Origin of the sequence: Mycobacterium barrassiae (genome assembly GCF_025822765.1) — a bacterium.
Classification (GTDB): Bacteria; Actinomycetota; Actinomycetes; order Mycobacteriales; family Mycobacteriaceae; genus Mycobacterium; species Mycobacterium barrassiae.
Map to the genome: position 1 here is coordinate 319,644 of NZ_JACKUK010000029.1, position 21,605 is coordinate 341,248.

Here is a 21,605-nt window from a genome sequence, read left to right on the forward strand (position 1 = left end):
CCAGAGTACGTCGGCCACCGGACAGCGGAGGCGCGACGCCGCCGACGTCGTCTCCCCATACACGGTGACCAGCGCGGCAGACATTTACGATCATCGTCGTGGCGAACCGGCAGACGGCAGGAACGCGGGCGCGAGACGCCGACCGCAACGACACGTGCCAGATCCTCGACAGTGCGCTGGCCGACGGGCAGCTGTCGATGGAGGAGCACCGCACCCGGGTGGCGCTGGCCACGCAGGCCGAGACGCTGGGCGATCTGCAATCGCTCATCTCCGACCTGCAAACCGAGAACGCGCCGGTGCAACTCCCCGACCTCAAGCGGCGGCCCAAGCTGTCGCCTGCCGGCGCTGGACTGGGCATCCGCCTGGCCGTCGCGGGCGTACTGGTGGTGCTCGGCATCGCGATCGGCTGGGGCCTCTACGGCAACACGACGTCCCCGGTGGACTTCACCTCCGATCCGGGCGCCAAAAGCGACGGGATTCCGGCCAGGGTGCTCACCGCACCCAAACAGTTGCAGTCGCTCGGCGGGTTGAACGGTCTCATCGAGCAGATGAAGCAGAAGTTCGGCGACACCGAGGGGTACCGGCTGGTGGTGTATCCGGACTACGCGTCGCTGGACCGGCCCGATCCCAACGATGAGCGCCGCAAGCTCAGCTACACCTACCGCGGCGGCTGGGGTGACCCGTCGTCGTCGGCCAAATCCGACAGCGACCGTGTGACCGACCTGAGCAAGTTCGAGGCGAAGGAGATCGTCGCGGTGCTGCGGGGCGCACCCGAGACGCTCGGCGTCAAGTCGGCCGACGTCAAGAGCACCTACCTCATCTTCGAGCCGAGCAGCGATGAGACCGCGCCGCCAGGCGCGCTCGACGTGACCATCTATGTCTCCACCGACTTCGGCAGCGGCTACATCGAGCTCAACGGCGACGGCTCCACCAAGCAGATCAACTACCTCGACTGACCGTCCCCCTCGGGCGGGGTCGATCGGCCCTTTGGTAGCGGCGAATATATCGGCGCGATACTATTGCCGGAGGTGTTGGACCGCAGCACCAGCCAAGCAAAGGGGGTGACTCGATGTTGGAGCTCGCCATCCTGGGCCTTCTACTCGAATCGCCCATGCACGGCTACGAGCTGCGCAAACGTCTGACAGGTCTGCTGGGCGCCTTCCGCGCGTTCTCCTACGGCTCGCTGTACCCGGCGTTGCGGCGCATGCAGGCCGACGGCCTGATCGTCGAGGACGCCGCGCCGGAGGGGGTGCCGAAGATGCGCCGTGCGCGACGCGTCTACCGGCTCACCGACGCGGGCATCCAGCGCTTCACCGAACTGGTCGCCGACACCGGGCCGCAGAACTTCTCCGACGACGGATTCGGCGTTCACCTCGCCTTCTTCAACCGCACGCCCGCCGAGGCGCGGATGCGGATCTTGGAGGGGCGCCGTCGTCAGGTGGAGGAGCGCCGCGAGGGTCTGCGCGAAGCGATTGCGCGGGCCAGCAGCTCGATCGACCGCTACACCCGGCAGCTGCATCAGCTCGGGTTGGAGTCCAGCGAGCGCGAAGTGAAATGGCTCAACGAATTGATAGCGGCGGAACGGTCCGCACAACAACGGGCTGAACAGCCGTAAGCACTACCGGGTTAGTCAGGAGAGGGAGATAGACGTCAAATGAGTGGAAACAATGACGTGCGCGTCGCAATCGTCGGCGTGGGGAACTGCGCGTCCTCACTCGTGCAGGGTGTGCAGTACTACAAGGACGCCGACGAAAATGCGACGGTCCCCGGCCTGATGCATGTGCGGCTCGGCCCGTACCACGTGCGCGACGTGAAGTTCGTCGCCGCCTTCGACGTCGACGCCAAGAAGGTCGGCTTCGACCTCTCCGAGGCGATCTTCGCGTCGGAGAACAACACCATCAAGATCGCCGACGTGCCGCCGACCAACATCGTCGTACAGCGCGGCCCGACGCTCGACGGCATCGGCAAGTACTACGCCGACACCATCGAGGTGTCTGACTCTGAGCCGGTCGACGTCGTCAAAGTGCTCAAGGACAACGAGGTCGACGTGCTGGTGTCCTACCTGCCCGTCGGGTCGGAAGAGGCCGACAAGTTCTACGCGCAGTGCGCGATCGACGCAGGCGTGGCATTCGTCAACGCGCTGCCCGTCTTCATCGCCTCCGACCCGGTGTGGGCGAAGAAGTTCGAGGACGCGGGCGTGCCGATCGTCGGCGACGACATCAAGAGCCAGGTCGGCGCGACCATCACCCACCGTGTGATGGCCAAGCTGTTCGAGGACCGCGGCGTGCAGCTCGACCGCACGATGCAGCTCAACGTCGGCGGCAACATGGACTTCCTCAACATGCTCGAGCGCGAGCGCCTCGAGTCGAAGAAGATCTCCAAGACGCAGGCCGTCACCTCGAACCTGCAGCGCGAGTTCAAGACCAAGGACGTGCACATCGGTCCGTCCGATCACGTCGGCTGGCTCGACGACCGCAAGTGGGCCTACGTGCGGCTGGAGGGCCGGGCGTTCGGTGACGTGCCGCTGAACCTCGAGTACAAGCTCGAGGTGTGGGACTCGCCGAACTCGGCAGGCGTGATCATCGATGCGGTGCGTGCCGCGAAGATCGCCAAGGACCGCGGTATCGGAGGCCCCGTCGAGGCGGCGTCGGCCTACCTGATGAAGAGCCCCCCGAAGCAGCTGCCCGACGATGTCGCGCGCGCTCGCCTCGAGGATTTCATCGAGGGCTGATTCTTACCGAGACTGTCCCCTGACTTCGTCGTGGGCCCAGGCAGATCGCGATTTCAGGCTGATGCGCGATCTGGCCGCAGTTTCGACGTTTGTAAGCACCGGTTAGGGTCACCTTTGTGACCGACATCAGCGCTGATGACGAACTGGCCTCGCTGTCCGAATTCACCTTTCTGAAGGAGAACGCCCTTCAGGCGGGGGCGACGGGTCCGCTGCCGGCCGTCGAACGGATCGACACCGCGGCGATCAGCGCGCTGAAGTTCGGCGACTCCACGCCCCGGGTGGTTTTCCTGCACGGCGGTGGTCAGAACGCGCACACGTGGGACACGGTGATCGTCGGCCTCGGCGAACCCGCGCTGGCGATCGACCTGCCCGGGCACGGCCGCTCGGCCTGGCGCGAGGACGGGGACTACGGGCCCAAGCTCAACGCAGTCGCGATCGAACCCGTCGTGCGCACGTTCGCCCCAGACGCCGAACTGGTCGTCGGGATGTCGCTGGGTGGGCTCACCGCGCTGAGGTTGGCGGTGTCGGCGCCCGATCTGGTCCGCAAGCTGGTGCTCGTCGACGTGACGCCGTCGGCGCCGGAACGCCACACCGAGATGACCAAGGCGCAGATGGGCACGGTGGCGCTGGTGCAGGGCGATCGGACGTTCCCCAGCTTCGACGCGATGCTCGAGGTCACGGTCGCGGCTGCGCCCCATCGCGATCGAGAGTCCTTGCGGCGCGGCGTCTTTCACAACGCCAAGCGGCTCGACGACGGCACCTGGACCTGGCGATACGACTCGTTCCGTAAGGGCGACGGTTTCGAAGGCCTGTGGGACGACGTTCCCAACCTCACCACGCCGACGACCTTGGTGCGCGGCGCGAAATCGTTCTTCGTCAACGACGACGACGCCGCCGAATTCGCCCGCAACGCACCGGGATTCCAGACGGTGCACATCGTCGAGGATTCCGGGCACTCCGTGCAGAGCGACCAGCCGATCAAACTCATCGAGATTCTGCGCGGGGTGCTGGGCGGGTAACCCGTCGCGTGTAACCAGGCGGCGGGAATTCTCCCGATTCCGCGCCGCACCGTTACAACCGATTGAGGTCCGACGGGAATATCCGAACGTGATCTGGGTTACATATAGACCGTGAGCTTCCCAATACGCATCGGCGTACAGCTGCAACCCCAACACTCCCCGCAATACAGCCACATCCGCGACGCGGTGCGGCGCTGTGAAGACATCGGCGTCGACGTCGCCTTCAACTGGGATCACTTCTTCCCTCTCTACGGTGACCCCGACGGCGCGCACTACGAATGCTGGACGATGCTCGGTGCGTGGGCCGAGCAGACGACGCGCCTGGAGATCGGTGCGCTGGTCACGTGCAACTCGTACCGTAATCCGGAGCTCCTCGCGGATATGGCCCGCACCGTCGACCACATCAGCGACGGCCGGCTGATCCTGGGCATCGGGTCGGGCTGGAAGCAGAAGGACTACGACGAGTACGGCTACGAGTTCGGCACGGTGGGCAGTCGACTCGACGACCTCGCCGAAGCGTTCCCGCGGATCACCTCACGGCTGGCCAAGCTCAATCCCGCGCCGACGCGGGACATCCCGATCCTCATCGGCGGCGGCGGCGAGAAGAAGACGCTGCGGCTGGTCGCCCAGTACGGCGACATCTGGCACAGCTTCTCCGACAGCGCCGCATATCCCCGCAAGGCTCAGGTCCTCGACAGCCACTGCGCCGAGGTCGGTCGCGATCCCGCGGAAATCGAGCGCTCTGCCGGAGTCGCCGGGGGCGACGAGGACGCGCTTCTCAAGGAGGCCGACGCGCTCGCCGGGTTGGGCGTCACCCTGCTGACCGTCGGCGTCAACGGCCCCGACTACGACCTCACCCAAGCCCAGGCGCTGTGTCGCTGGCGCGACCGCCATACCGGCTAGTACTGAAAGCTCGCATATCGGGTTCGGTGGCATGAGAAGCTGGCTTCTGCATGCCCAAGAAGTACGGAATCAAAGAAAAAGACCTCGTGGTTTCGCACGTGGTCAATCTCGTGCTGACCGGCAAGCTCCGCTCCGGAGATCGGGTGGACCGCAATGAGATCGCGCAGGAACTCGGCGTCTCGCGGGTGCCGATCCAGGAGGCCGTCGTGCAACTCGAGCATGACGGGATCCTGTCGACGCAGTACCACCGCGGCGCGTACGTCGAGACGTTCGACGCCTTCGTCATACGCGAGCACCTGGAGATATACGGACTGCTTATGGGCATCGCGTCGGCTCGCGCCGCAACGGATCCCGAGGCGCGGGTACTCGAGCAGCTCGAATCGATACTCGAATTCATGCGCAACAACCGCGAGGCGCGCGCTTTCCAGGACGCCGCATGGGATTTCCGCGCCGCCATCAACGACGCATACTGCGGACCGCGGCTGAAGGCGATGATCGCGGCTTCGCATGCCTTCAACCCGCGCGACTTCTGGGCCACCTACCTCCACAGCTACGAGGAGATGCTGTCCCACTACGAGCTCGAGCTCGACGCCATCCGTCGCCGCGACCCCGAAGGCGCCAGGACCGCCTGCGCCCAGCGGGCCGCGATGATGTCCCGCATCCTGCTGGGCGAACTCGTGCGGCGCGGCGTGCTCTCACCCCAGGAATCGCCGGCGCTGCATTCTGAATGAGGCTAATGCGGTGTGAGAACGCCGTTGGTGGATACGTTGCATGAATGATCTCGCTCCCCCGCCTCTGTAGAGCGTTCGTCGTCGCGCTGATCGGCGCGCTGATCGGCGCCATGGGACTGGCGTCGCCCGCGGCGGCGCAGGTGGACCAGTGCGCGCCGCCCGGTATCGAAAGCGCCAGCGCCCTGCCGACCAACCTGGCCAAGGCGGCGACCGGACCCGGCGCCGACAAGTACACGACGGCGACGGTCAAACCGCTCGACAGCATCGACATCACCGCGTTGGGCCTCATCACGCCGGGGACACTGACCGTCGGAACCCTGTCCGACGCGCCGCCGAGCATCTGCATCAACAGCGCGGGCCAGTTCACCGGCTTCGACAACGAACTGCTGCGCGCGGTCGCCGACCGCCTCGGGTTACGGATCAACTTCGTCGGCACCGAGTTCTCGGGCCTGCTGGCACAGGTGGCGTCACGCCGCTTCGACGTCGGGTCGTCGTCGATCACCACCACCGACGCCCGCCGCCAAACCGTCGGCTTCACCAATGGTTATGACTTCGGCTACTTCTCGCTCGTGGTGCCGACGGGGTCCCCCATCAAAGGCTTCGGTGACCTGGCACCCGGCCAGCGCATCGGCGTCGTCCAGGGCACCGTGCAGGAGTCGTATGTGATCGACACGCTGCACCTGCAGCCGGTCAAGTTCCCCGACTACAACACCGTCTACGCCAGCCTCAAGACCCGCCAGATCGACGCGTGGGTGGCGCCGTCGCAACAGGCGTCAGGCACGGTGCAGCCCGGCGACCCCGCGCAGATCATCGAAAACACCTTCAGCTTGGACAATTTCGTCGCGTGGGCAGTCGCCAAGGAGAACCAGCCGCTCATCGATGCGCTGAACTCGGGACTCGACGCGGTCATCGCCGACGGCACGTGGGCGCGGCTGTACACCGAGTGGGTGCCGCGCGCGTTGCCCCCGGGGTGGAAACCGGGATCGAAGGCCGCGCCGCTGCCGCAGCTGCCCGACTTCGACGCGATCGCCGCCGAGAATCAAACCGAGGCGCCTGCCGCGGCCGGGCCCAAGTCGACGCTGTCGTATCTCAAAGACGCGTTCCTCAATTGGGATCTCTACAAGCAGGCGATCCCCGATCTGCTCAAGACCGGCCTGCCCAACACGCTGCTGCTGACCGCCAGCGCGGCGGTGATCGGGTTGGTGCTCGGCATGGCGCTGGCGGTGGCAGGCATTTCGCGGCACCGCTGGCTGCGCTGGCCGGCGCGCGTCTACACCGACATCTTCCGTGGGCTTCCCGAAGTCGTGATCATCCTGCTGATCGGGCTCGGCGTGGGTCCGGTGGTCGGCGGGCTGACCGGAAACAACCCCTACCCGCTCGGCATCGCCGCGCTCGGGTTGATGGCCGCCGCGTATGTGGGTGAGATCTTCCGGTCCGGCATCCAGAGTGTGGACCCCGGCCAACTGGAAGCCTCTCGGGCACTTGGCTTTTCGTACTCGACGTCGATGCAGCTGGTGGTCGTCCCGCAGGGCGTGCGGCGAGTGCTGCCCGCGTTGATGAACCAGTTCATCTCGCTGTTGAAGGCGTCGTCGCTGGTGTACTTCCTCGGGCTGGTGGCCAACCAGCGCGAGCTGTTCCAGGTCGGTCGCGATCTCAACGCGCAGACCGGCAACCTGTCGCCGCTCGTCGCGGCGGGCTTGTTGTACCTGGCGCTGACCGTGCCGCTGACACACCTGGTCAACTACATCGACAATCGCCTGCGCCGCGGACGTCCACCGGGCCAGGAGGATCCGCTCGAGCTCTCGACTTCTCAGGAGATGATCTGATGACCACTGCAGTCGATCCGGTCTCGTTGAGCGCCAAGGACATTCACTTGTCGTTCGGACCCAACTCGGTGTTGAACGGGGTGGACCTCGACGTGCCCGCAGGCACCACCGCGGCGGTGATCGGGCCGTCGGGTTCGGGCAAGTCGACATTGTTGCGGACGCTGAACCGGCTGTACGAACCCGACCGCGGCGACATCCTGCTCGATGGGCGCTCGGTGCTGGACGACAATCCGGATCGATTGCGACAGCGCATCGGGATGGTCTTCCAGCACTTCAATCTCTTCCCGCACCGCAGCGTGCTGGACAACGTCACGCTCGCGCCGCGCAGGCTCAAGCGGTTGGGGGCCGAGGAGGCGCGCGAGCTCGGGTTGGCCCAACTGGACCGGGTGGGGCTGCGGCACAAGGCGGACGTGCGGCCGTCGACGTTGTCGGGCGGTCAGCAGCAGCGGGTGGCGATCGCCCGCGCCCTGGCGATGGCGCCCCAGGTGATGTTCTTCGACGAAGCCACCTCGGCACTGGACCCCGAACTGGTGAAAGGCATCCTCGCGCTGATCGCCGACCTCGGGGCCGACGGGATGACGATGGTCGTGGTCACCCACGAAATGGGCTTCGCCCGGGAGACCGCCGACGCCGTCGTCTTCATGGATCACGGCAAGGTCGTCGAGACCGGTGCACCCGAGCAGATCTTCGAGGCTGCCGAGACGGACCGGTTAAAGCGTTTCCTTTCGCAAGTACTCTGAGTTTTACGAGCTCGTCACACAACTTGGCAGGCTCAGACAGGTTAGACTGCCGAAATTATGGTGGAGACCGAACCGCAGGTCGCTGAGCTGGCCGGAGAGCTGCAGCGCGTCCTCTCCCGGGTGTTCTCCGTGCTCCGCCGCAGCGACCCGAGCCGGGACGCCGCCACCGGTGATCTGACGCTCGCTCAGCTGTCGATTCTGCTGACCCTGCTGGAGCAGGGACCGATCCGCATGACCGAGCTCGCCGCCCACGAACGGGTGCGGACGCCGACGACGACGGTCGCCATCCGCCGCCTCGAGAAACTGGGCCTGGTCAAACGCTCCCGTGATCCCTCCGATCTGCGGGCCGTGCTGGTCGACATCACGCCCGAGGGTCTGGCCCAGCACCAGGAGGCCCTAGCGAACCGGCGGGCCTTCCTGGCCACGCTGCTCGAAAAGCTCGAACCCGAGGATCTCGAGACACTGAGCAAGGCGCTGGGCCCGCTCGAACGCCTCGCCGAATAGCGGCGTCCTCAGCCAAGCCAGTCCAGCACCGCCGCGGCGGTCCATGACTGCTGCATGCTGCCCAGCGGTTCGCCGGTGAACGGTTCGTAGTACTCGGCGAAGGTGCCATCGCTGACCTGCCGCAGACCTTCCCGCCGCAGAATCGACGACCGCTCGGCCCAGCCGCGGCGCGCGAAGCACCACGAGAACAGCCAGGTGGTCACCGGCCACACCGGGCCGCGCCAGTACTCGCGCGGGCGGAAGTCACGCGACACCGGCGACGTCGTCGGGATGAGCGCGAACTTCAGGTCCGGATGTCCGCAGAATCGCGGTCCCTCCAGCAGCCGCAGCAGGGCGCGTTCCTTTTCGTGGGGCATCCCGCCGCACAGCAGCGGCGCGAACTGCGCGACGGTCTCGGTGGCCACCCACTTCTCCGCCCGCACGTCGTAATCCCTTGCGGCACCGTTGCGTTCGTCGACAGTCTCGATGACGCCCGCGCGGAACCGCTCGGCCCAGCCGTACAGGTCCCGCACGTCGGCGCGCGGCCGCTTGTAGTCCTCGCCGATCTCGGCGAGCACGTCGCACGCCACGGAGAGGATCGCCGAGACGAACACGTCCTCGACGGCGAAGCTCATCACCTTGGGCAGCAGCTCGTCGTCGTAGCGGGCCGACTTCATCTCCTCGAGCAGCCAGAGGTAGCGGTCGTATTCGATGTCCGACGGGCGCTGGCTGGCGTCGGTGACGATGGCGTTGTCCTCGCGCTGGTATTCCGGGAGCCGGCCCGGCACCACGTTGGCGTAGGCGCTGTCCCAACGCGGCGAGTTGTCCATCCCGGACTCCCAGCCGTGGTACAGCGTGACGCGGCCGCGTTCGCGCGGGTCGCGGGCCTCGGCGAGCCAGCGGTGCCAGCGGACCAGGTCGTCCCACCGGCGGTCGAGGAACGCCTCGGCGACGGCGCGCGTGGACCGTCCGCGACGGCGCGCGTGGTCGAGGATGCGCTGCACGGCGATCGCGTGCACAGGCGGCTGAGTGATCCCGGACGTGTGCCGGGTGCGCGGGGCGTTGGCGGCCAGCGCCGAGGTCGCCCACCGGGCCGGGCCGGGGAAGTATCCGTCGACGCCGTTGGCGAAGACGATGTGCGGAATCATGCCGTTGGCCCACTGCGCCGACAGCAGGGTGTCGAGCTCGACGACTGCGCGTTCGACGCTCAACGGGGCCAGGCCGATCGCCACAAAAGCGGCGTCCCAACTCCACATATGCGGGTACAACAGCGGCGCTGCGGTGGTCATGGTGCCCAGGTCATTGCCGCGCAGGAGGTACGCAGCACGGGCGGAGAGCTGCGTCGGGGCGAAGCTGGAATCGTGGGCCATTGCCTCAATGATGCGACGGGTCGGCTCGGCTTGCAGGTCGGTAGGGTGACGACATGCCGACGGCTATGATCACCGGCGCGTCTCGGGGGCTCGGTGCGGCTATCGCGGCGGCGCTGGCTCCGACCCACACTCTGTTCCTTGCGGGGCGGCCGTCGGCCGAGCTCGACGCCGTCGCCGAGCAGTTCGGCGCCACCACCTGGCCGATGGATTTCGGCGATCCCGATGCCATCGAGACGGTCGTGGAACCGATCGACGAATTGGACGTGCTGATCCATAACGCGGGCGTGGCCTACCCCGCCACCGTCCCCGAATCGACGGTCGACGAGTGGCGCGCCACGATGGCCGTGAATGTCGTTGGCCCGGTGGCGCTTACGCTGCCGCTGCTGCCGGCACTTCGCGCCGTGGGCGGCCACGTCGTCTTCGTCAACTCCGGCGCGGGGATCAACGCCTCACCCGGCCTGGCGTCCTACACCGCGAGCAAGTTCGCGCTGCGCGGTTTCGCCGACTCGCTTCGCAACGACGAGCCGTCGCTACGGGTGACGTCGGTGCATCCGGGCCGGATCGCCACCGAGATGCAGGAGAGCCTGGTCGCGTACGAAGGCCGCGAGTACACGCCCGAGAAGTTTCTCAGCCCGGAGACCGTCGCCAAGGTCATCGCCGACGCGGTCAACGCCCCCCGCGACGCGCACATCCACGAGATCATCGTCCGCCCCCGGTGATTTGCGTGCGTTTAGGAGCGGTGAGCGCTCTCGAACGCACACAAATCGCAGGGATCAAGCGACGATATTGACCAGCCGACCCGCCACCACGATCACCTTTTTCGGTGTCGCGCCGTTGAGAAACTCCTGCACCTTCGCGTCGGCCAGCGCCGCGGCCTCCAACGCGTCGGCATCGGCGTCGGCGGCCACGGTGATGCGCCCGCGCACCTTGCCGTTCACCTGCACCGGCAGCTCGACAGTGTCCTCGACGAGGTACTGCGGGTCGGCCACCGGGAACGGGCCGTGCGCCAGCGACGACTCGTGACCCAGCCGCCGCCACAGCTCCTCGGCCAGATGCGGCGCCAGCGGTGCGACCATCAACACCAGCGGCTCCAGCGCCGCGCGCGCCGTGACCCCCTGCTTCGTCAGATGGTTGGTGTACTCGATCAGCTTGGCCGCCGCGGTGTTGTTGCGCAGGTTCGCGTAGTCGTCGGTGACCCCCGCGATCGTGCGGTGCAGCACCCGCAGGGTGTCCTCGTCCAACGCCTCGTGTTCGGCCACCCGCTCGGCGCCGGTCTGCTCGTCGACCACCAACCGCCACACGCGCTGCAGGAAGCGGTACGCACCAACGACATCCTTGGTCGCCCACGGCCGCGACGCGTCCAGCGGACCCATCGACATCTCGTAGACCCGCAACGTGTCGGCGCCGTAGTTGTCGCAGATCTCGTCGGGCGACACCGAATTCTTCAGGCTCTTGCCGATCTTGCCGAACTCCTGCGACACCTCGATCTCGCCGTCGGGTCCGTCCCAGAAGAACTTCCCGTCGCGCTCAACGACTTCGGCGGCGGGCACGTACGCGCCGCGAGAGTCGGTGTACGCGAACGCCTGGATGTAGCCCTGGTTCACCAGTCGGCGGAACGGCTCCTTGGAGCTGACGTGGCCCAGGTCGTAGAGCACCTTGTGCCAGAACCGCGCATACAGCAGGTGCAGCACGGCGTGCTCGACACCGCCGACGTACAGGTCGACGCCACCGGGGTCGCTTTGCCCGTGCTCGGCGGGCCGCGGACCCATCCAGTACGCCTCGTTCTCCTTGGCGCACAACTCTTCTTTGTTGTACGGGTCGGCGTAGCGCAACTCGTACCAGGAGCTGCCCGCCCACTGCGGCATCACGTTGGTGTCGCGGGTGTAGGGCTTGAGGCCGTCGCCGAGATCCAGTTCGACGTTGACCCAGTCGGTCGCCTTGCCCAGCGGCGGCGACGGCTCGCTGTCGGCGTCGTCCGGATCCAGCTGTGCAGGCGCGTAATCCGTGATATCGGGCAGCTCAACGGGAAGCGCCGACTCTGGGAGGGCGTGGGCCCGGCCGTCACCGTCATAGACGATCGGGAACGGCTCACCCCAATACCGCTGCCGCGCGAACAACCAGTCCCGCAGCTTGTACTCCACGCGGGCCTGCCCACGGCCGTCGGCGACCAACCGATTGGTGATCGCCTCCTTCGCCGATGCGACGGACAGACCGTTGAGATAGTCCGAGTTGACCAGCTCACCGTCGCCCGGATACGCCTCGGCCGAAATATCGCCGCCCGCAATCACTTCGACGATCGGCAACCCGAACTCGTGCGCGAACTCCCAGTCGCGCTGATCATGCCCGGGCACCGCCATGATGGCCCCGGTGCCGTAGCCCAGCAGCACGTAGTCCGCGATGAACACCGGAATCCGTTCGCCGTTGGCGGGATTCGTCGCATAGGCGCCGAGGAACACACCGGTCTTGGTCTTGTTCTCCTGGCGCTCCAGATCCGACTTAGCGGCAACGGAGGCGCGGTAGGCGGCGACGGCCTCCGCGGGGGTCGCCGCTCCGAAGGTCCAGCGCGCATCGACGTCCGCCGGCCATTGGTCGGCGACCAGCGCGTCGACCAGTTCATGCTCGGGCGCCAGCACCATGTAGGTCGCGCCGAACAACGTGTCGGGCCTGGTGGTGAACACCTCGATGTCGCCGGCATCGGTGCCGAACAGGACCGATGCCCCTGTCGACCGGCCGATCCAGTTGCGCTGCATGGTCTTGACCTTCTCCGGCCAATCCAGCACGTCGAGATCGTCGAGCAGTCGATCGGAGTACGCGGTGATACGCATCATCCACTGCCGCAACCGTTTCCGGAACACCGGGAAGTTGCCGCGTTCGCTGCGGCCATCGGAGGTGACCTCCTCGTTGGCCAGCACCGTGCCCAGGCCGGGGCACCAGTTGACCAGCGAATCGGCCCGGTACACCAGCCGGTACGAGTCGATGACGTCGGCGCGCTCATCCGCCGACAGGTCCTGCCACGACCGGCCGTCGTCGACAGCCCTGCTACCGGACTCGAATTCGGCGATCAGCTCGGCGATCGGCCTGGCCTTGTTGGCCGCCGGGTCGAACCACGCGTTGTAGATCTGCAGGAAGATCCACTGCGTCCACTTGTAGAAGTCGACGTCGGTAGTGGAGAAGCTGCGCCGCGCGTCATGTCCGAACCCGAGCCGGCCCAGCTGCCTGCGGAAGTTGACGATGTTGGCCTCGGTCCGGATCCGCGGATGCGTGCCGGTCTGGATCGCGTACTGCTCGGCGGGCAGCCCGAAGGCGTCGAAGCCCAACGCGTGCAACACATTGCGTCCGGTCATCCGGTAGTAGCGCGCGTAGACGTCGGTGGCGATGTAGCCGAGCGGATGGCCGACGTGCAGGCCCTCCCCCGACGGGTAGGGGAACATGTCCAGTACGAACATCTTGTCGGCGGGCACCGCCGCTCCGTCGGGCGCCGCCAACGAGCCCACCGGGTTGGGCACGTGGAACGTCCCCGAATCGGCCCAGCGCTGCTGCCAGGCGCGCTCGATCTGCCCGGCGAGCGCCGCGGTATAGCGGTGCTGCGGGACATCCGTGCCGGCGTCAGGCGAGTCAGTCACGTGAACAGGGTATAAGCCCGTCGATCGGGGCCCACCGGCCACAGGTTGGTCTCGGTTCCGTCACCGGCCGGTCAGGGCTTGGTTCCAGGTCGGTTCCAGGCCTAGTGACCGTCACTTCGCCCTGGATACATTCGGCGCCTGCACTAAATGGCCAGCGATTCCCAGTGGACCCAGTGGAAAGGACCGACGTCGATGACCGACACCGCCCGACGCTCGAGGACCCTGGCCACTGGTGTGGCCGCCGCCGTCGTCGGTGTCCTCGGCTTCTCCGCGACGCCGGCCGCCGCCCAGCCTGCGCAGCCCCTACCTCCACAACCCAGTCCGTCCGTGGTGTCCCAGAGCGCGGCGACCGCCGGCACCGCCCTCACCCCGGCGGTGCCCAACACCGCACTAGCCGTACCGACGACCCCCGGCACCGCCGTCACCCCCGCGGTGCCGAACACGGCCCTGACCGCCCCCCAGGTCGCCGGTCAGCCGGTGGCCACCGCGGCCGCACCCACCGCGGCGTCGCCGGCCGCCGCGACCCCGGGCGGTATCTCCACGCCGCAGGTCGGCGCACCTGCAGCGGTACCGATCACGCCGGCGGCCTCGGGCACATTGACCGACTTCTTCCACGAAAAGGGCGTGACCCTCGAACCGCAGAACAGCAGCGACTTCAAGGCGCTCAACATCGTGCTGCCGATGCCGCGCGGCTGGGCGCACATTCCCGACCCGAATGTCGCCGACGCGTTCGTCGTCATCGCCGACCGGGTAGGCGGCAACGGCCTGTACTCGTCGAACGCCCAAGTGGTGGTCTACAAGCTGATCGGCGAGTTCGATCCGCGCGAGGCCATCAGCCACGGCTTCGTCGACGCGCAGCAGCTGCCCGCGTGGCGGAGCACCACCGGTTCCATGGGCGAGGTCGGTGGCATGCCGATGTCGACCATCGAGGGCACCTACCGCGAGAACAACATGACGCTGAACACGTCGCGGCGCCACGTCATCGCGGCCGCAGGCCCCGACAAGTACCTGGTATCGCTCGCGGTGACCACCAGCGTCGACCAGGTCGTCGCCGCGGCGGAGGCCACCGATGCGATCCTGCGCGGCTTCAAGGTCAACGTGCCGGCTCCCCCCGGCGCCACTCCCCCGGCCGCCCCACAGGCCGCGCCGCAAGCAACCCCGCAAGCAACCCCGCAAGCAACCCAAGGCCACACACCAACCGGACAGTCCGCGGCACCGGCGTCTACCGCGCCGGCCACGCACGTCCAGCCGACCAACGGACTATCCGGATAAGGGCCTGTCCCCCCGGGCGAAGCCTGGCGCCCGGGGGGACGCCCAAAAATCCAGGCGCTGCCGCCTCGTATTCTGTGGCGCATGTTCATCGTCGCGGTGCTGTGCTGGTGCGCCGCCGTCGCGCTCGCGGGCCTGGGGATACGGCTGTTGGTCCGGCCCCGTCCGGCGGATCCCGCCCAGTCGGTGCTGCGCGGGGTCGCCCCCACTCAGCTGGCCGCCGCAGCCATGCTCGCGGCCGCGGGCACCGTGGCGTTTTCGAGCCGGCCCGACACCGCGCTCGTCGTGGTGGTCGTCTGTGTCATCGGCGCCGTGAGCACCGTGGCTGCCGGCTGTTGGCAGGCGGCGAAAGTTCTCGCCACGACGCAGAGCTCCGAAGAGATTGGCGCGTGCGGCGGCGCTTGCGCGACGTGCACGCTGTCCTGCAGCTGAAATACGGCTTCAGTTGCGGCTGATGTCGATCGGGTGCGTGGCGAGCAGCGACATCGGCAGCGGCTGACGCCGCAGCACCTTGGCCCACAAGTCGGTGCGGGGCTCGGCGAGCACGTCAGATGGCAACGCGGACAACACAATCCAGTCGTCGCGCTCGATCTCACCGTCCAGCTGGCCGATGGTCCAGCCCGAGTAGCCGGCGAAGATTCGCACCCCTTCGACGACCGGCGCGATCGCGTCGGGATCGGCGTCCAGATCCACCATCGCCATGCGGCCCTGCACATGTCGCAGTCCGGGCAGGCCGGCGGGATCGACCCCGACCCGCAAGGTCGCCAGACACAGCGCGGCGTCCCGCTTGACGGGGCCCCCGATGAACATGGTCTTCGGTTTGGTGGCGAGCTTCGCCCACTGCGGAAGAACGTTGTACACCGCGGTCTCGCTGGGTCGGTTGAGCACGACACCCAGTGTGCCGCCGTCGTTGTGCTCGACGATGTAGATGACGCTGCGCCGGAACGTCGGCTCCAACAGATCGGTGTTCGCGAGCAGCAGTGTGCCCGCCCGCACCCGGTGTTTCGCAGGCGCGATGAAGTCCTCGGGATCCTCTGAGTGCGCCACGTCACCATCATGGCATCAGCACCCAGCCAACGTGGCGAACAAGCGCGGCCCGCCGGGATATTTGTACTGTGGGTCGGGCTCCCAAATCAGCCCGACATAGAACCAACAGGACGGATTGCTGTGGCTGACGCGCGTGCGCCGATCGCCTGGTGGCAGTCAATCCGCGAGCTGTGGCGGTCGGTGCGTGCCCTGCCCGAATTCCAGCGCCTGCTCGAACTGCGACTGGTCAGTCAGTTCGGCGACGGACTCTTCGCCGCGGGCCTCGCGGGCGGGCTGCTGTTCAGCACCGAGCGCGCCGCGACACCGTGGGCCATCGCCGGTTCGTTCGCCGTCCTCTACCTCCCGTACTCGCTGCTCGGCCCGTTCGCCGGCGCGCTGCTGGACCGGTGGGACCGGCGCCTGGTGCTCATCGGCGCAAACACCGGGCGGCTGCTGATGGTGCTCGTCGTCGCGTCACTGCTCGCGGTCAGCGCCCACGACCTGGCCATCCTGATCGCCGCGTTGATCGTCAACGGGTTCACCCGCTTCGTGTCCTCGGGTCTGTCGGCGGCGCTGCCGCATGTGGTGCCTCGCGAACAGGTCGTGACCATGAACTCCATCGCGACCGCGACGGGTGGAGCCGCCGCGTTTCTCGGCGCCATCTTCATGCTCGTTCCGCGGTGGCTGTTCGGAGCCGACGACATCGGCGCCGCGTCGATCATCTTCCTCGTCGCGGTCCCGGTCGCATTCGCGCTGTGGCTGTCGTGGCGCTTCTCGCCGCACCTACTCGGTCCCGACGACAGCGTGCGCGCCGTGCATGGCTCCGTGCTGTACGCGGTCGCCACCGGGTGGATGCACGGCGCCCGCACGGTCGTGTCGGTGCCGACGGTGGCGGCGACGCTGACCGGTCTCGCCGCCCACCGCATGGCGCTCGGCATCAACAGCCTGCTGGTGCTCGTGCTCGTCCGGCACACCGATGCCCCCGACGTCGCCGGTCTGGGGACCACGGCGGTGTTCTTCGCGGCCGTCGGCATCGGGCAGTTCCTGGCCGCCGCGATCATGCCGATGGCTGTCGCCCGATGGGGCCGCTACGCCACGGTCAACGGTTCGCTCGCGCTGGCGGCAGGGATTCAACTCGCCGGGGTGGGCATGCGACTACCGGTGATGCTCGTGTGCGGGTTCCTGCTCGGGCTGGTCGGCCAGGTGGTCAAGCTGTGCGCCGACAGCGCCATGCAGTTGGACGTCGACGATGCACTGCGCGGCCACGTGTTCACGGTCCAGGACGCGTTGTTCTGGATTTCGTTCATCGCCGCGGTGACGGCGGCCGCCGCGGTGATCCCGCCCGGCGGCCATCAGCCCGGACTCGTCGTGGCCGGGTCCGCGGTCTACCTGCTCGGCCTGGCCGCTCACGCCGCGATCGGCCGTCGGGCCCGGCCCTCGGGCTAAGGTGACCGGCATGGCTGGTGCCGAGCCGATGGTCGCCGATCTGCGCGACGAAAGCGATGAGCTCGACGCGCTGGTGGCCGACCTTCCCGCCGAACGCTGGGCCGAGCCCACCCCGTCACCGGGATGGACGATCGCCCATCAGATCGCCCACTTGTTGTGGACCGACCGGGTGGCCCTAATGGCGGTCACCGACGAACCTGCGTTCGCCGCACTGCTCGAAGAGGCCGGCAAAGACCCCGGCGGCTTCGTCGACGCGGGCGCCGAAGAACTCGCCGCGGCATCGGCCAACGAACTGCTCGCCGACTGGCGCAACACCCGCAACCGGCTGCATGACGAGCTTCTGACCGTGGCCGAGGGCCGCAAGCTGCCGTGGTTCGGACCGCCGATGAGCGCCGCGTCGATGGCCACCGCCCGGCTGATGGAGACATGGGCGCACGGCCTCGACGTGGCGGACACGCTCGGCGTCGACCGGCCCGCCACGGGGCGGCTGCGGTCGATCGCACACATCGGGGTGCGCACCCGCGACTTCGCCTTCGCCGTCAACGGCCTTGCGCCACCGGCGGATCCGTTTCTCGTTCAGCTGCGCGCACCGGATGGGTCGACGTGGTCGTGGGGCCCTGAGGACGCAACACAGCGCGTCACCGGGTCGGCGCTGGACTTCTGCATGCTCGTCACCCAGCGCAGGCCGCTCTCGAAGTTGGACGTGACGGCCACCGGGGAGGACGCCGAGCGGTGGCTCGGCATCGCGCAGGCGTTCGCCGGCCCCCCGGGCGCGGGCCGGTCAGCTTGAGCCAGGCTGGAACACCACGGTTGGCGGCTTTGGTGGAGAGCTTTGTTGCGGCGTATCCGTGTCCACGATCACCGGCGGCAACGGCCGAGGGGCCTGTGGCCGAGGGGCCTGCGTCTCGCCCTGATCGAGCACCCCGGTCGGCGCTTTGGGCATGACATCGACCGCCGGTCGTGCGGGCGGGGCAGTGCATGTGCCGAAGCTGCCCTCCAATTCCCCGCCAGACAGGATGCAGCAGTGCATGGTCTCGTCTAGCTTCTGCTCATAGGTGATCTCGTCATCCAAGAATCTCTGGTCCACCTTTTTGATGCAGTTGTCGTACACCCCGATGTCCCATTCCTTTTCGGCGTGTGCCACCGCGGGCGTCATTAGTGCGCCGATCGCGATCGCGGCCGCGCCAGCCACGGCTGCTGTTGCGCTTCTGCGCCACAACGGAATTGGGTGTCAATGTTGCACGGTTTGGTTGCGTGTGTCGGGATGGTATTCATCGGTTAGCCCTTCTGCATGGTGGTTCGTCCGTCGACGGCCCCCGACTAGCCGCCTTCAGATGTGATTGGGTCCTGCACAGCATCCGGACGGCGTTGGCGCACCACAAGATCCCCGTACCAGCCAGTGATACAAGCGCCGAAATCAAGGGAACTCGTCGGATGTCCGCTGCGCGGTGTTACGGGGGCGCAGCGCATTCCCGTTCGTCGCGCTCGGTGACCGATTGCGCTCGATGTCGCTACGGTTGGGCCGGAGGCTCGGCTCCAGGCCACGTGTAGCCAATTCCGGTGCTTTGGTTGAACATCGGCGTGTTCCATACGACTGCAGACCGGGGTTGCACTGCCGCCTTCAACTCTTCCAGGAGTGTTTCGCCGAAGCGCAGCAACGCATTTCGTAGTCCTCGAGCATCCGGGTGACTGCGCCGTCCCGTCACGCCGATGGCGCCGACCAGCTTTCCGGAGGGCTCACGGACCGCGGCCGCCGTACACCCCACCCCCAGCACAGCCTGCTCTGCCTCGTACGCGTAGCCAGTGTCGCGAACCTCCCGAAGGCGCTGGCGAAGCCGGCCGGTGTCGGTAACGGAGTGCCGGGTCAGCGGACGCAGTTTGTCGGTGAGCACGCCCTCGACCAGCTCGGGATGATGCCCCACCTCGATGACACCCGCGGCGAGAAGCACTCTGCTTGGACCGAGCTTGGACATGTTCGGAAACCAGGACTTGGCCATCGGTTCCATGTACGAGCGCCCGAAAGCGGCGCCGGCCAGCATCAGTTCACCGCCATGCACGGTCGCGAACCAAGCGGCTTGACCCCGTGTACGCAGATGCAGCTCCTGCAGATAAGGCTGCGCGGTGACGGCGATGCCGTGGCGGTGTGCGGAGAGCATCCCGTGGCGCATCAGGCGTTGTCCGGGTGCGTAGCCGTCGGGAGCGCGGTCGAGCATGCCGCGCGCGACGAGATCGTTCGCGATACGACGGACCGTCTGTTTCGGGATGCCTGTGCGGCGAGTCAACTCCGCCAAGGTGATGGGCGCTGCGCTTTCCACGACGGTGTCCAGAATCGTGACGGCGCGTCCGACAACGGTGTGATCGTCAGCCACTTCGACGCTCCTTCGCAGCATCGGTGGCCCGGTCGTGCGGGTACATCGCACCCCTTTCGCGGTGACGGTCGCTCGAGATACGTCACCGGGGCGGAAAAGGTTCATTTCGCAATCTCAGCTCGTCGGCACCGTCCGCCTTGCCGTCGGCATCGCGGTCGCTCAGCTTGACGTCCCACCGGCCGTCGGCGTCGGTGTCGACGTAGGCCTGATCGCCGCTCACCGCGCGGTCGGCCACCCCGTTGCCGTCGACGTCGAAAAGTCGGTCGTCGGCCTGACCGTCCGCGTCGACGTCGACCACGACCCCACCGCTGTGCTCGACCCCGTCGAGCCCGAACCACCGCAGGAGACCGGCCCGGTCCAGACTCACCGCCCACGTGCCGGTGCCGTCATCAGTGAAGTACGCCGCGCCGACGCCGAGGGCGAAGTCGCGGACCAAGTGGTCGGCGACACCGTCGGCATCGAGGTCGACCATCGCGTCATCGAGCAGACCGTCGTCATCGAAATCCAGCGCTGCCGCCTCGAACGCGCCGTCGCCGTTCAGGTCGATATCGGGTGCTGTCGTCCACATCGAAGCCGAACCGTCGCCGTCACCGAGGCAGTACTCCATGACCGTTCAGACGGTGCGCTCACCCCGCGCGTTCCACCATTTCGTCAACTCGTCGACGGCTTCCTCGTGCGACAGCGGGCCGCGGTCGAGACGCAGCTCTTTCAGGTACCGCCATGCCTCACCCACCTCGGGCCCGGCCGGAATGTCGAGGATCTTCATGATCTCGTTGCCGTCGAGGTCCGGGCGCACCCGCGCCAGATCCTCCTTGGCGGCCAGCTCGGCGATGCGGTGCTCGAGATCGTCATAGGCGGCCTGCAGGCGGGCCGCGCGGCGCTTGTTGCGGGTCGTGCAGTCGGCTCGCACCAGCTTGTGCAGCTTGGGCAGCAGCGGTCCCGCATCGGTGACGTAGCGGCGCACGGCGGAATCGGTCCAGCGGCCATCGCCGTAGCCGTGGAACCGCAAGTGCAGGTACACCAGCTGCGAGACGTCGTCGATCATCTGCTTGGAGTACTTCAGCGCGCGCATCCGCTTGCGCACCATCTTCGCGCCGACCACCTCGTGGTGGTGGAAGCTCACCCCGCCGTCGGGCTCATGCTTGCGGGTGGCGGGCTTGCCGATGTCGTGCAGCAGCGCCGCCCAGCGCAACACCAGATCCGGACCCTCATCCTCGAGGTCGATGGCCTGGCGCAACACCGTCAACGAATGCCAGTAGACGTCCTTGTGCTGGTGGTGCTCGTCGATGGCCATCCGCATGGCGCCCACCTCGGGCAGCACGACGTCGCCAAGGCCGGTCTGCACCATCAGGTCGATGCCCGCGACCGGATCCGCACCGAGCAGCAGCTTGTCCAACTCGGCGGCCACCCGTTCCTTGGAGATCCGCTCCAGCTGGGGCGCCATCTCGATCAGGGCCGCGACCACCCGCGGGGCGACGCTGAAGCCCAGCTGCGAAACGAACCTCGCCGCCCGCAGCATCCGCAACGGATCGTCGCCGAACGACGTCTCCGGCGCGGCGGGAGTGTCCAGTGTCTTGGCGCGCACCGCCGCCAACCCGCCGAGCGGATCGTGGAACTCCCCGGGTCCGTCGGCGGTGATACGCACCGCCATCGCGTTCGAGGTGAAGTCGCGACGCACCAGATCGTCGTCGAGGCGGTCACCGAAGCGCACCTCCGGGTTGCGCGACACCTGGTCATAGGTGTCGGCGCGGTACGTGGTGATCTCCAAGCGGTGGCCGGACTTACCGACCCCGACCGTCCCGTACTCGATGCCCATGTCCCACAGCGCCTCGGCCCAATCGCGCAGGAACTTCTGCATCTGCTCGGGGCGCGCATCGGTGGTGAAGTCGAGGTCGGAGCCCAGGCGGCCCAGCAGGGCGTCGCGCACGCTGCCGCCAACCAGGAACAGTTCGTGGCCCGCATCAGCGAACACCCGCCCGACGTCGCGCAGAACGTCGCCGTGCCGATTCAGCGCAACCTGCGCCGAGGCAAGCAGTTCTGCGTCAGCAGCGGATCCGGCCACGTTCGGA

The 21,605-nt window shown here is 67.4% G+C and carries 21 protein-coding genes; 14 read left to right on the forward strand and 7 right to left on the reverse strand.

Annotation, left to right across the window (positions count from 1 at the left end; translation table 11 throughout):
* Positions 1-98: 98 nt before the first annotated feature.
* The 9 genes from H7J93_RS21220 (at position 99) to H7J93_RS21260 (ending at position 8,454) form a co-directional block, all read left to right on the forward strand.
* On the forward strand, positions 99-956 hold the full coding sequence (locus tag H7J93_RS21220; protein ID WP_267308273.1) for a DUF1707 SHOCT-like domain-containing protein: 858 nt from the start codon (positions 99-101) through the stop codon (positions 954-956).
* A gap of 113 nt (positions 957-1,069) precedes the next feature.
* Positions 1,070-1,615: a PadR family transcriptional regulator gene (locus H7J93_RS21225; protein WP_083151685.1), complete on the forward strand. Its 546-nt coding sequence runs from the start codon at positions 1,070-1,072 to the stop codon at positions 1,613-1,615.
* Positions 1,616-1,654: 39 nt separating this feature from the next.
* On the forward strand, positions 1,655-2,731 hold the full coding sequence (locus H7J93_RS21230; RefSeq protein ID WP_267308274.1) for an inositol-3-phosphate synthase: 1,077 nt from the start codon (positions 1,655-1,657) through the stop codon (positions 2,729-2,731).
* Positions 2,732-2,847: 116 nt separating this feature from the next.
* Positions 2,848-3,750 (forward strand): Rv0045c family esterase, encoded by a 903-nt coding sequence (locus tag H7J93_RS21235; protein WP_267308275.1) that lies wholly within the window; start codon positions 2,848-2,850, stop codon positions 3,748-3,750.
* Positions 3,751-3,861: 111 nt separating this feature from the next.
* Entirely contained in the window at positions 3,862-4,653 is a 792-nt protein-coding gene (locus H7J93_RS21240; RefSeq protein WP_267308276.1) for an LLM class F420-dependent oxidoreductase, read from the forward strand.
* A gap of 50 nt (positions 4,654-4,703) precedes the next feature.
* Positions 4,704-5,384, forward strand: a complete 681-nt coding sequence (locus H7J93_RS21245) for a GntR family transcriptional regulator (protein ID WP_267308277.1) — start codon at positions 4,704-4,706, stop codon at positions 5,382-5,384.
* Positions 5,385-5,428: 44 nt separating this feature from the next.
* On the forward strand, positions 5,429-7,210 hold the full coding sequence (locus tag H7J93_RS21250) for an ABC transporter substrate-binding protein/permease (protein WP_267308278.1): 1,782 nt from the start codon (positions 5,429-5,431) through the stop codon (positions 7,208-7,210).
* A complete protein-coding gene (locus tag H7J93_RS21255) occupies positions 7,210-7,950 on the forward strand; it encodes an amino acid ABC transporter ATP-binding protein (RefSeq protein ID WP_267308279.1) in 741 nt (246 codons plus the stop codon). Before H7J93_RS21250 ends, H7J93_RS21255 begins: the two co-directional genes overlap by 1 nt.
* Positions 7,951-8,007: 57 nt before the next feature.
* Positions 8,008-8,454, forward strand: coding sequence for a MarR family winged helix-turn-helix transcriptional regulator (locus H7J93_RS21260; RefSeq protein ID WP_267308280.1), 447 nt, complete (start codon positions 8,008-8,010; stop codon positions 8,452-8,454).
* 8 nt (positions 8,455-8,462) lie between these two features.
* Here H7J93_RS21260 and ggh read toward each other — a convergent pair whose 3' ends face one another.
* Positions 8,463-9,803, reverse strand: a complete 1,341-nt coding sequence (ggh, locus tag H7J93_RS21265; protein WP_267308281.1) for a glucosylglycerate hydrolase — start codon at positions 9,801-9,803, stop codon at positions 8,463-8,465.
* A gap of 53 nt (positions 9,804-9,856) precedes the next feature.
* Between ggh and H7J93_RS21270 the strand changes: the two genes are divergently transcribed.
* Positions 9,857-10,522, forward strand: a complete 666-nt coding sequence (locus H7J93_RS21270; RefSeq protein ID WP_267308282.1) for an SDR family oxidoreductase — start codon at positions 9,857-9,859, stop codon at positions 10,520-10,522.
* A gap of 54 nt (positions 10,523-10,576) precedes the next feature.
* Here the strand turns inward: H7J93_RS21270 and leuS are convergent, their stop codons facing one another.
* The gene (gene leuS / locus H7J93_RS21275; RefSeq protein WP_267308283.1) at positions 10,577-13,426 is read right to left on the reverse strand and encodes a leucine--tRNA ligase; all 2,850 of its coding nucleotides are present in this window, start codon (positions 13,424-13,426) and stop codon (positions 10,577-10,579) included.
* 192 nt (positions 13,427-13,618) lie between these two features.
* Here leuS and H7J93_RS21280 point away from each other — a divergent pair, with 192 nt between their 5' ends.
* Positions 13,619-14,698, forward strand: coding sequence for an LpqN/LpqT family lipoprotein (locus H7J93_RS21280; protein ID WP_267308284.1), 1,080 nt, complete (start codon positions 13,619-13,621; stop codon positions 14,696-14,698).
* An 81-nt stretch (positions 14,699-14,779) separates the two neighbouring features.
* A complete protein-coding gene (locus H7J93_RS21285) occupies positions 14,780-15,127 on the forward strand; it encodes a hypothetical protein (RefSeq protein WP_267308285.1) in 348 nt (115 codons plus the stop codon).
* Positions 15,128-15,136: 9 nt separating this feature from the next.
* Here H7J93_RS21285 and H7J93_RS21290 read toward each other — a convergent pair whose 3' ends face one another.
* The gene (locus H7J93_RS21290) at positions 15,137-15,742 is read right to left on the reverse strand and encodes a YqgE/AlgH family protein (protein WP_267308286.1); all 606 of its coding nucleotides are present in this window, start codon (positions 15,740-15,742) and stop codon (positions 15,137-15,139) included.
* A gap of 120 nt (positions 15,743-15,862) precedes the next feature.
* On the opposite strand from H7J93_RS21290, the gene H7J93_RS21295 reads away from it, so the two are divergent.
* Positions 15,863-17,167, forward strand: a complete 1,305-nt coding sequence (locus H7J93_RS21295) for an MFS transporter (RefSeq protein ID WP_267308287.1) — start codon at positions 15,863-15,865, stop codon at positions 17,165-17,167.
* A 10-nt stretch (positions 17,168-17,177) separates the two neighbouring features.
* On the forward strand, positions 17,178-17,957 hold the full coding sequence (locus tag H7J93_RS21300) for a TIGR03084 family metal-binding protein (protein ID WP_267308288.1): 780 nt from the start codon (positions 17,178-17,180) through the stop codon (positions 17,955-17,957).
* Here H7J93_RS21300 and H7J93_RS21305 read toward each other — a convergent pair.
* The 4 genes from H7J93_RS21305 to H7J93_RS21320 all read right to left on the reverse strand — a co-directional run bounded on the left by H7J93_RS21305 (position 17,949) and on the right by H7J93_RS21320 (position 21,598).
* Positions 17,949-18,359, reverse strand: coding sequence for a hypothetical protein (locus H7J93_RS21305; protein ID WP_267308289.1), 411 nt, complete (start codon positions 18,357-18,359; stop codon positions 17,949-17,951). The two genes, H7J93_RS21300 and H7J93_RS21305, sit on opposite strands and share 9 nt — an antisense overlap.
* A gap of 319 nt (positions 18,360-18,678) precedes the next feature.
* Positions 18,679-19,536: an IclR family transcriptional regulator gene (locus H7J93_RS21310; RefSeq protein ID WP_267308290.1), complete on the reverse strand. Its 858-nt coding sequence runs from the start codon at positions 19,534-19,536 to the stop codon at positions 18,679-18,681.
* 82 nt (positions 19,537-19,618) lie between these two features.
* On the reverse strand, positions 19,619-20,143 hold the full coding sequence (locus tag H7J93_RS21315; protein ID WP_267308291.1) for a pullulanase: 525 nt from the start codon (positions 20,141-20,143) through the stop codon (positions 19,619-19,621).
* 6 nt (positions 20,144-20,149) lie between these two features.
* Positions 20,150-21,598 carry a CCA tRNA nucleotidyltransferase gene (locus tag H7J93_RS21320; RefSeq protein ID WP_267308292.1) on the reverse strand — a complete coding sequence of 483 codons (1,449 nt, stop codon included), beginning with the start codon at positions 21,596-21,598 and terminating at the stop codon, positions 20,150-20,152.
* Positions 21,599-21,605: the final 7 nt, after the last annotated feature.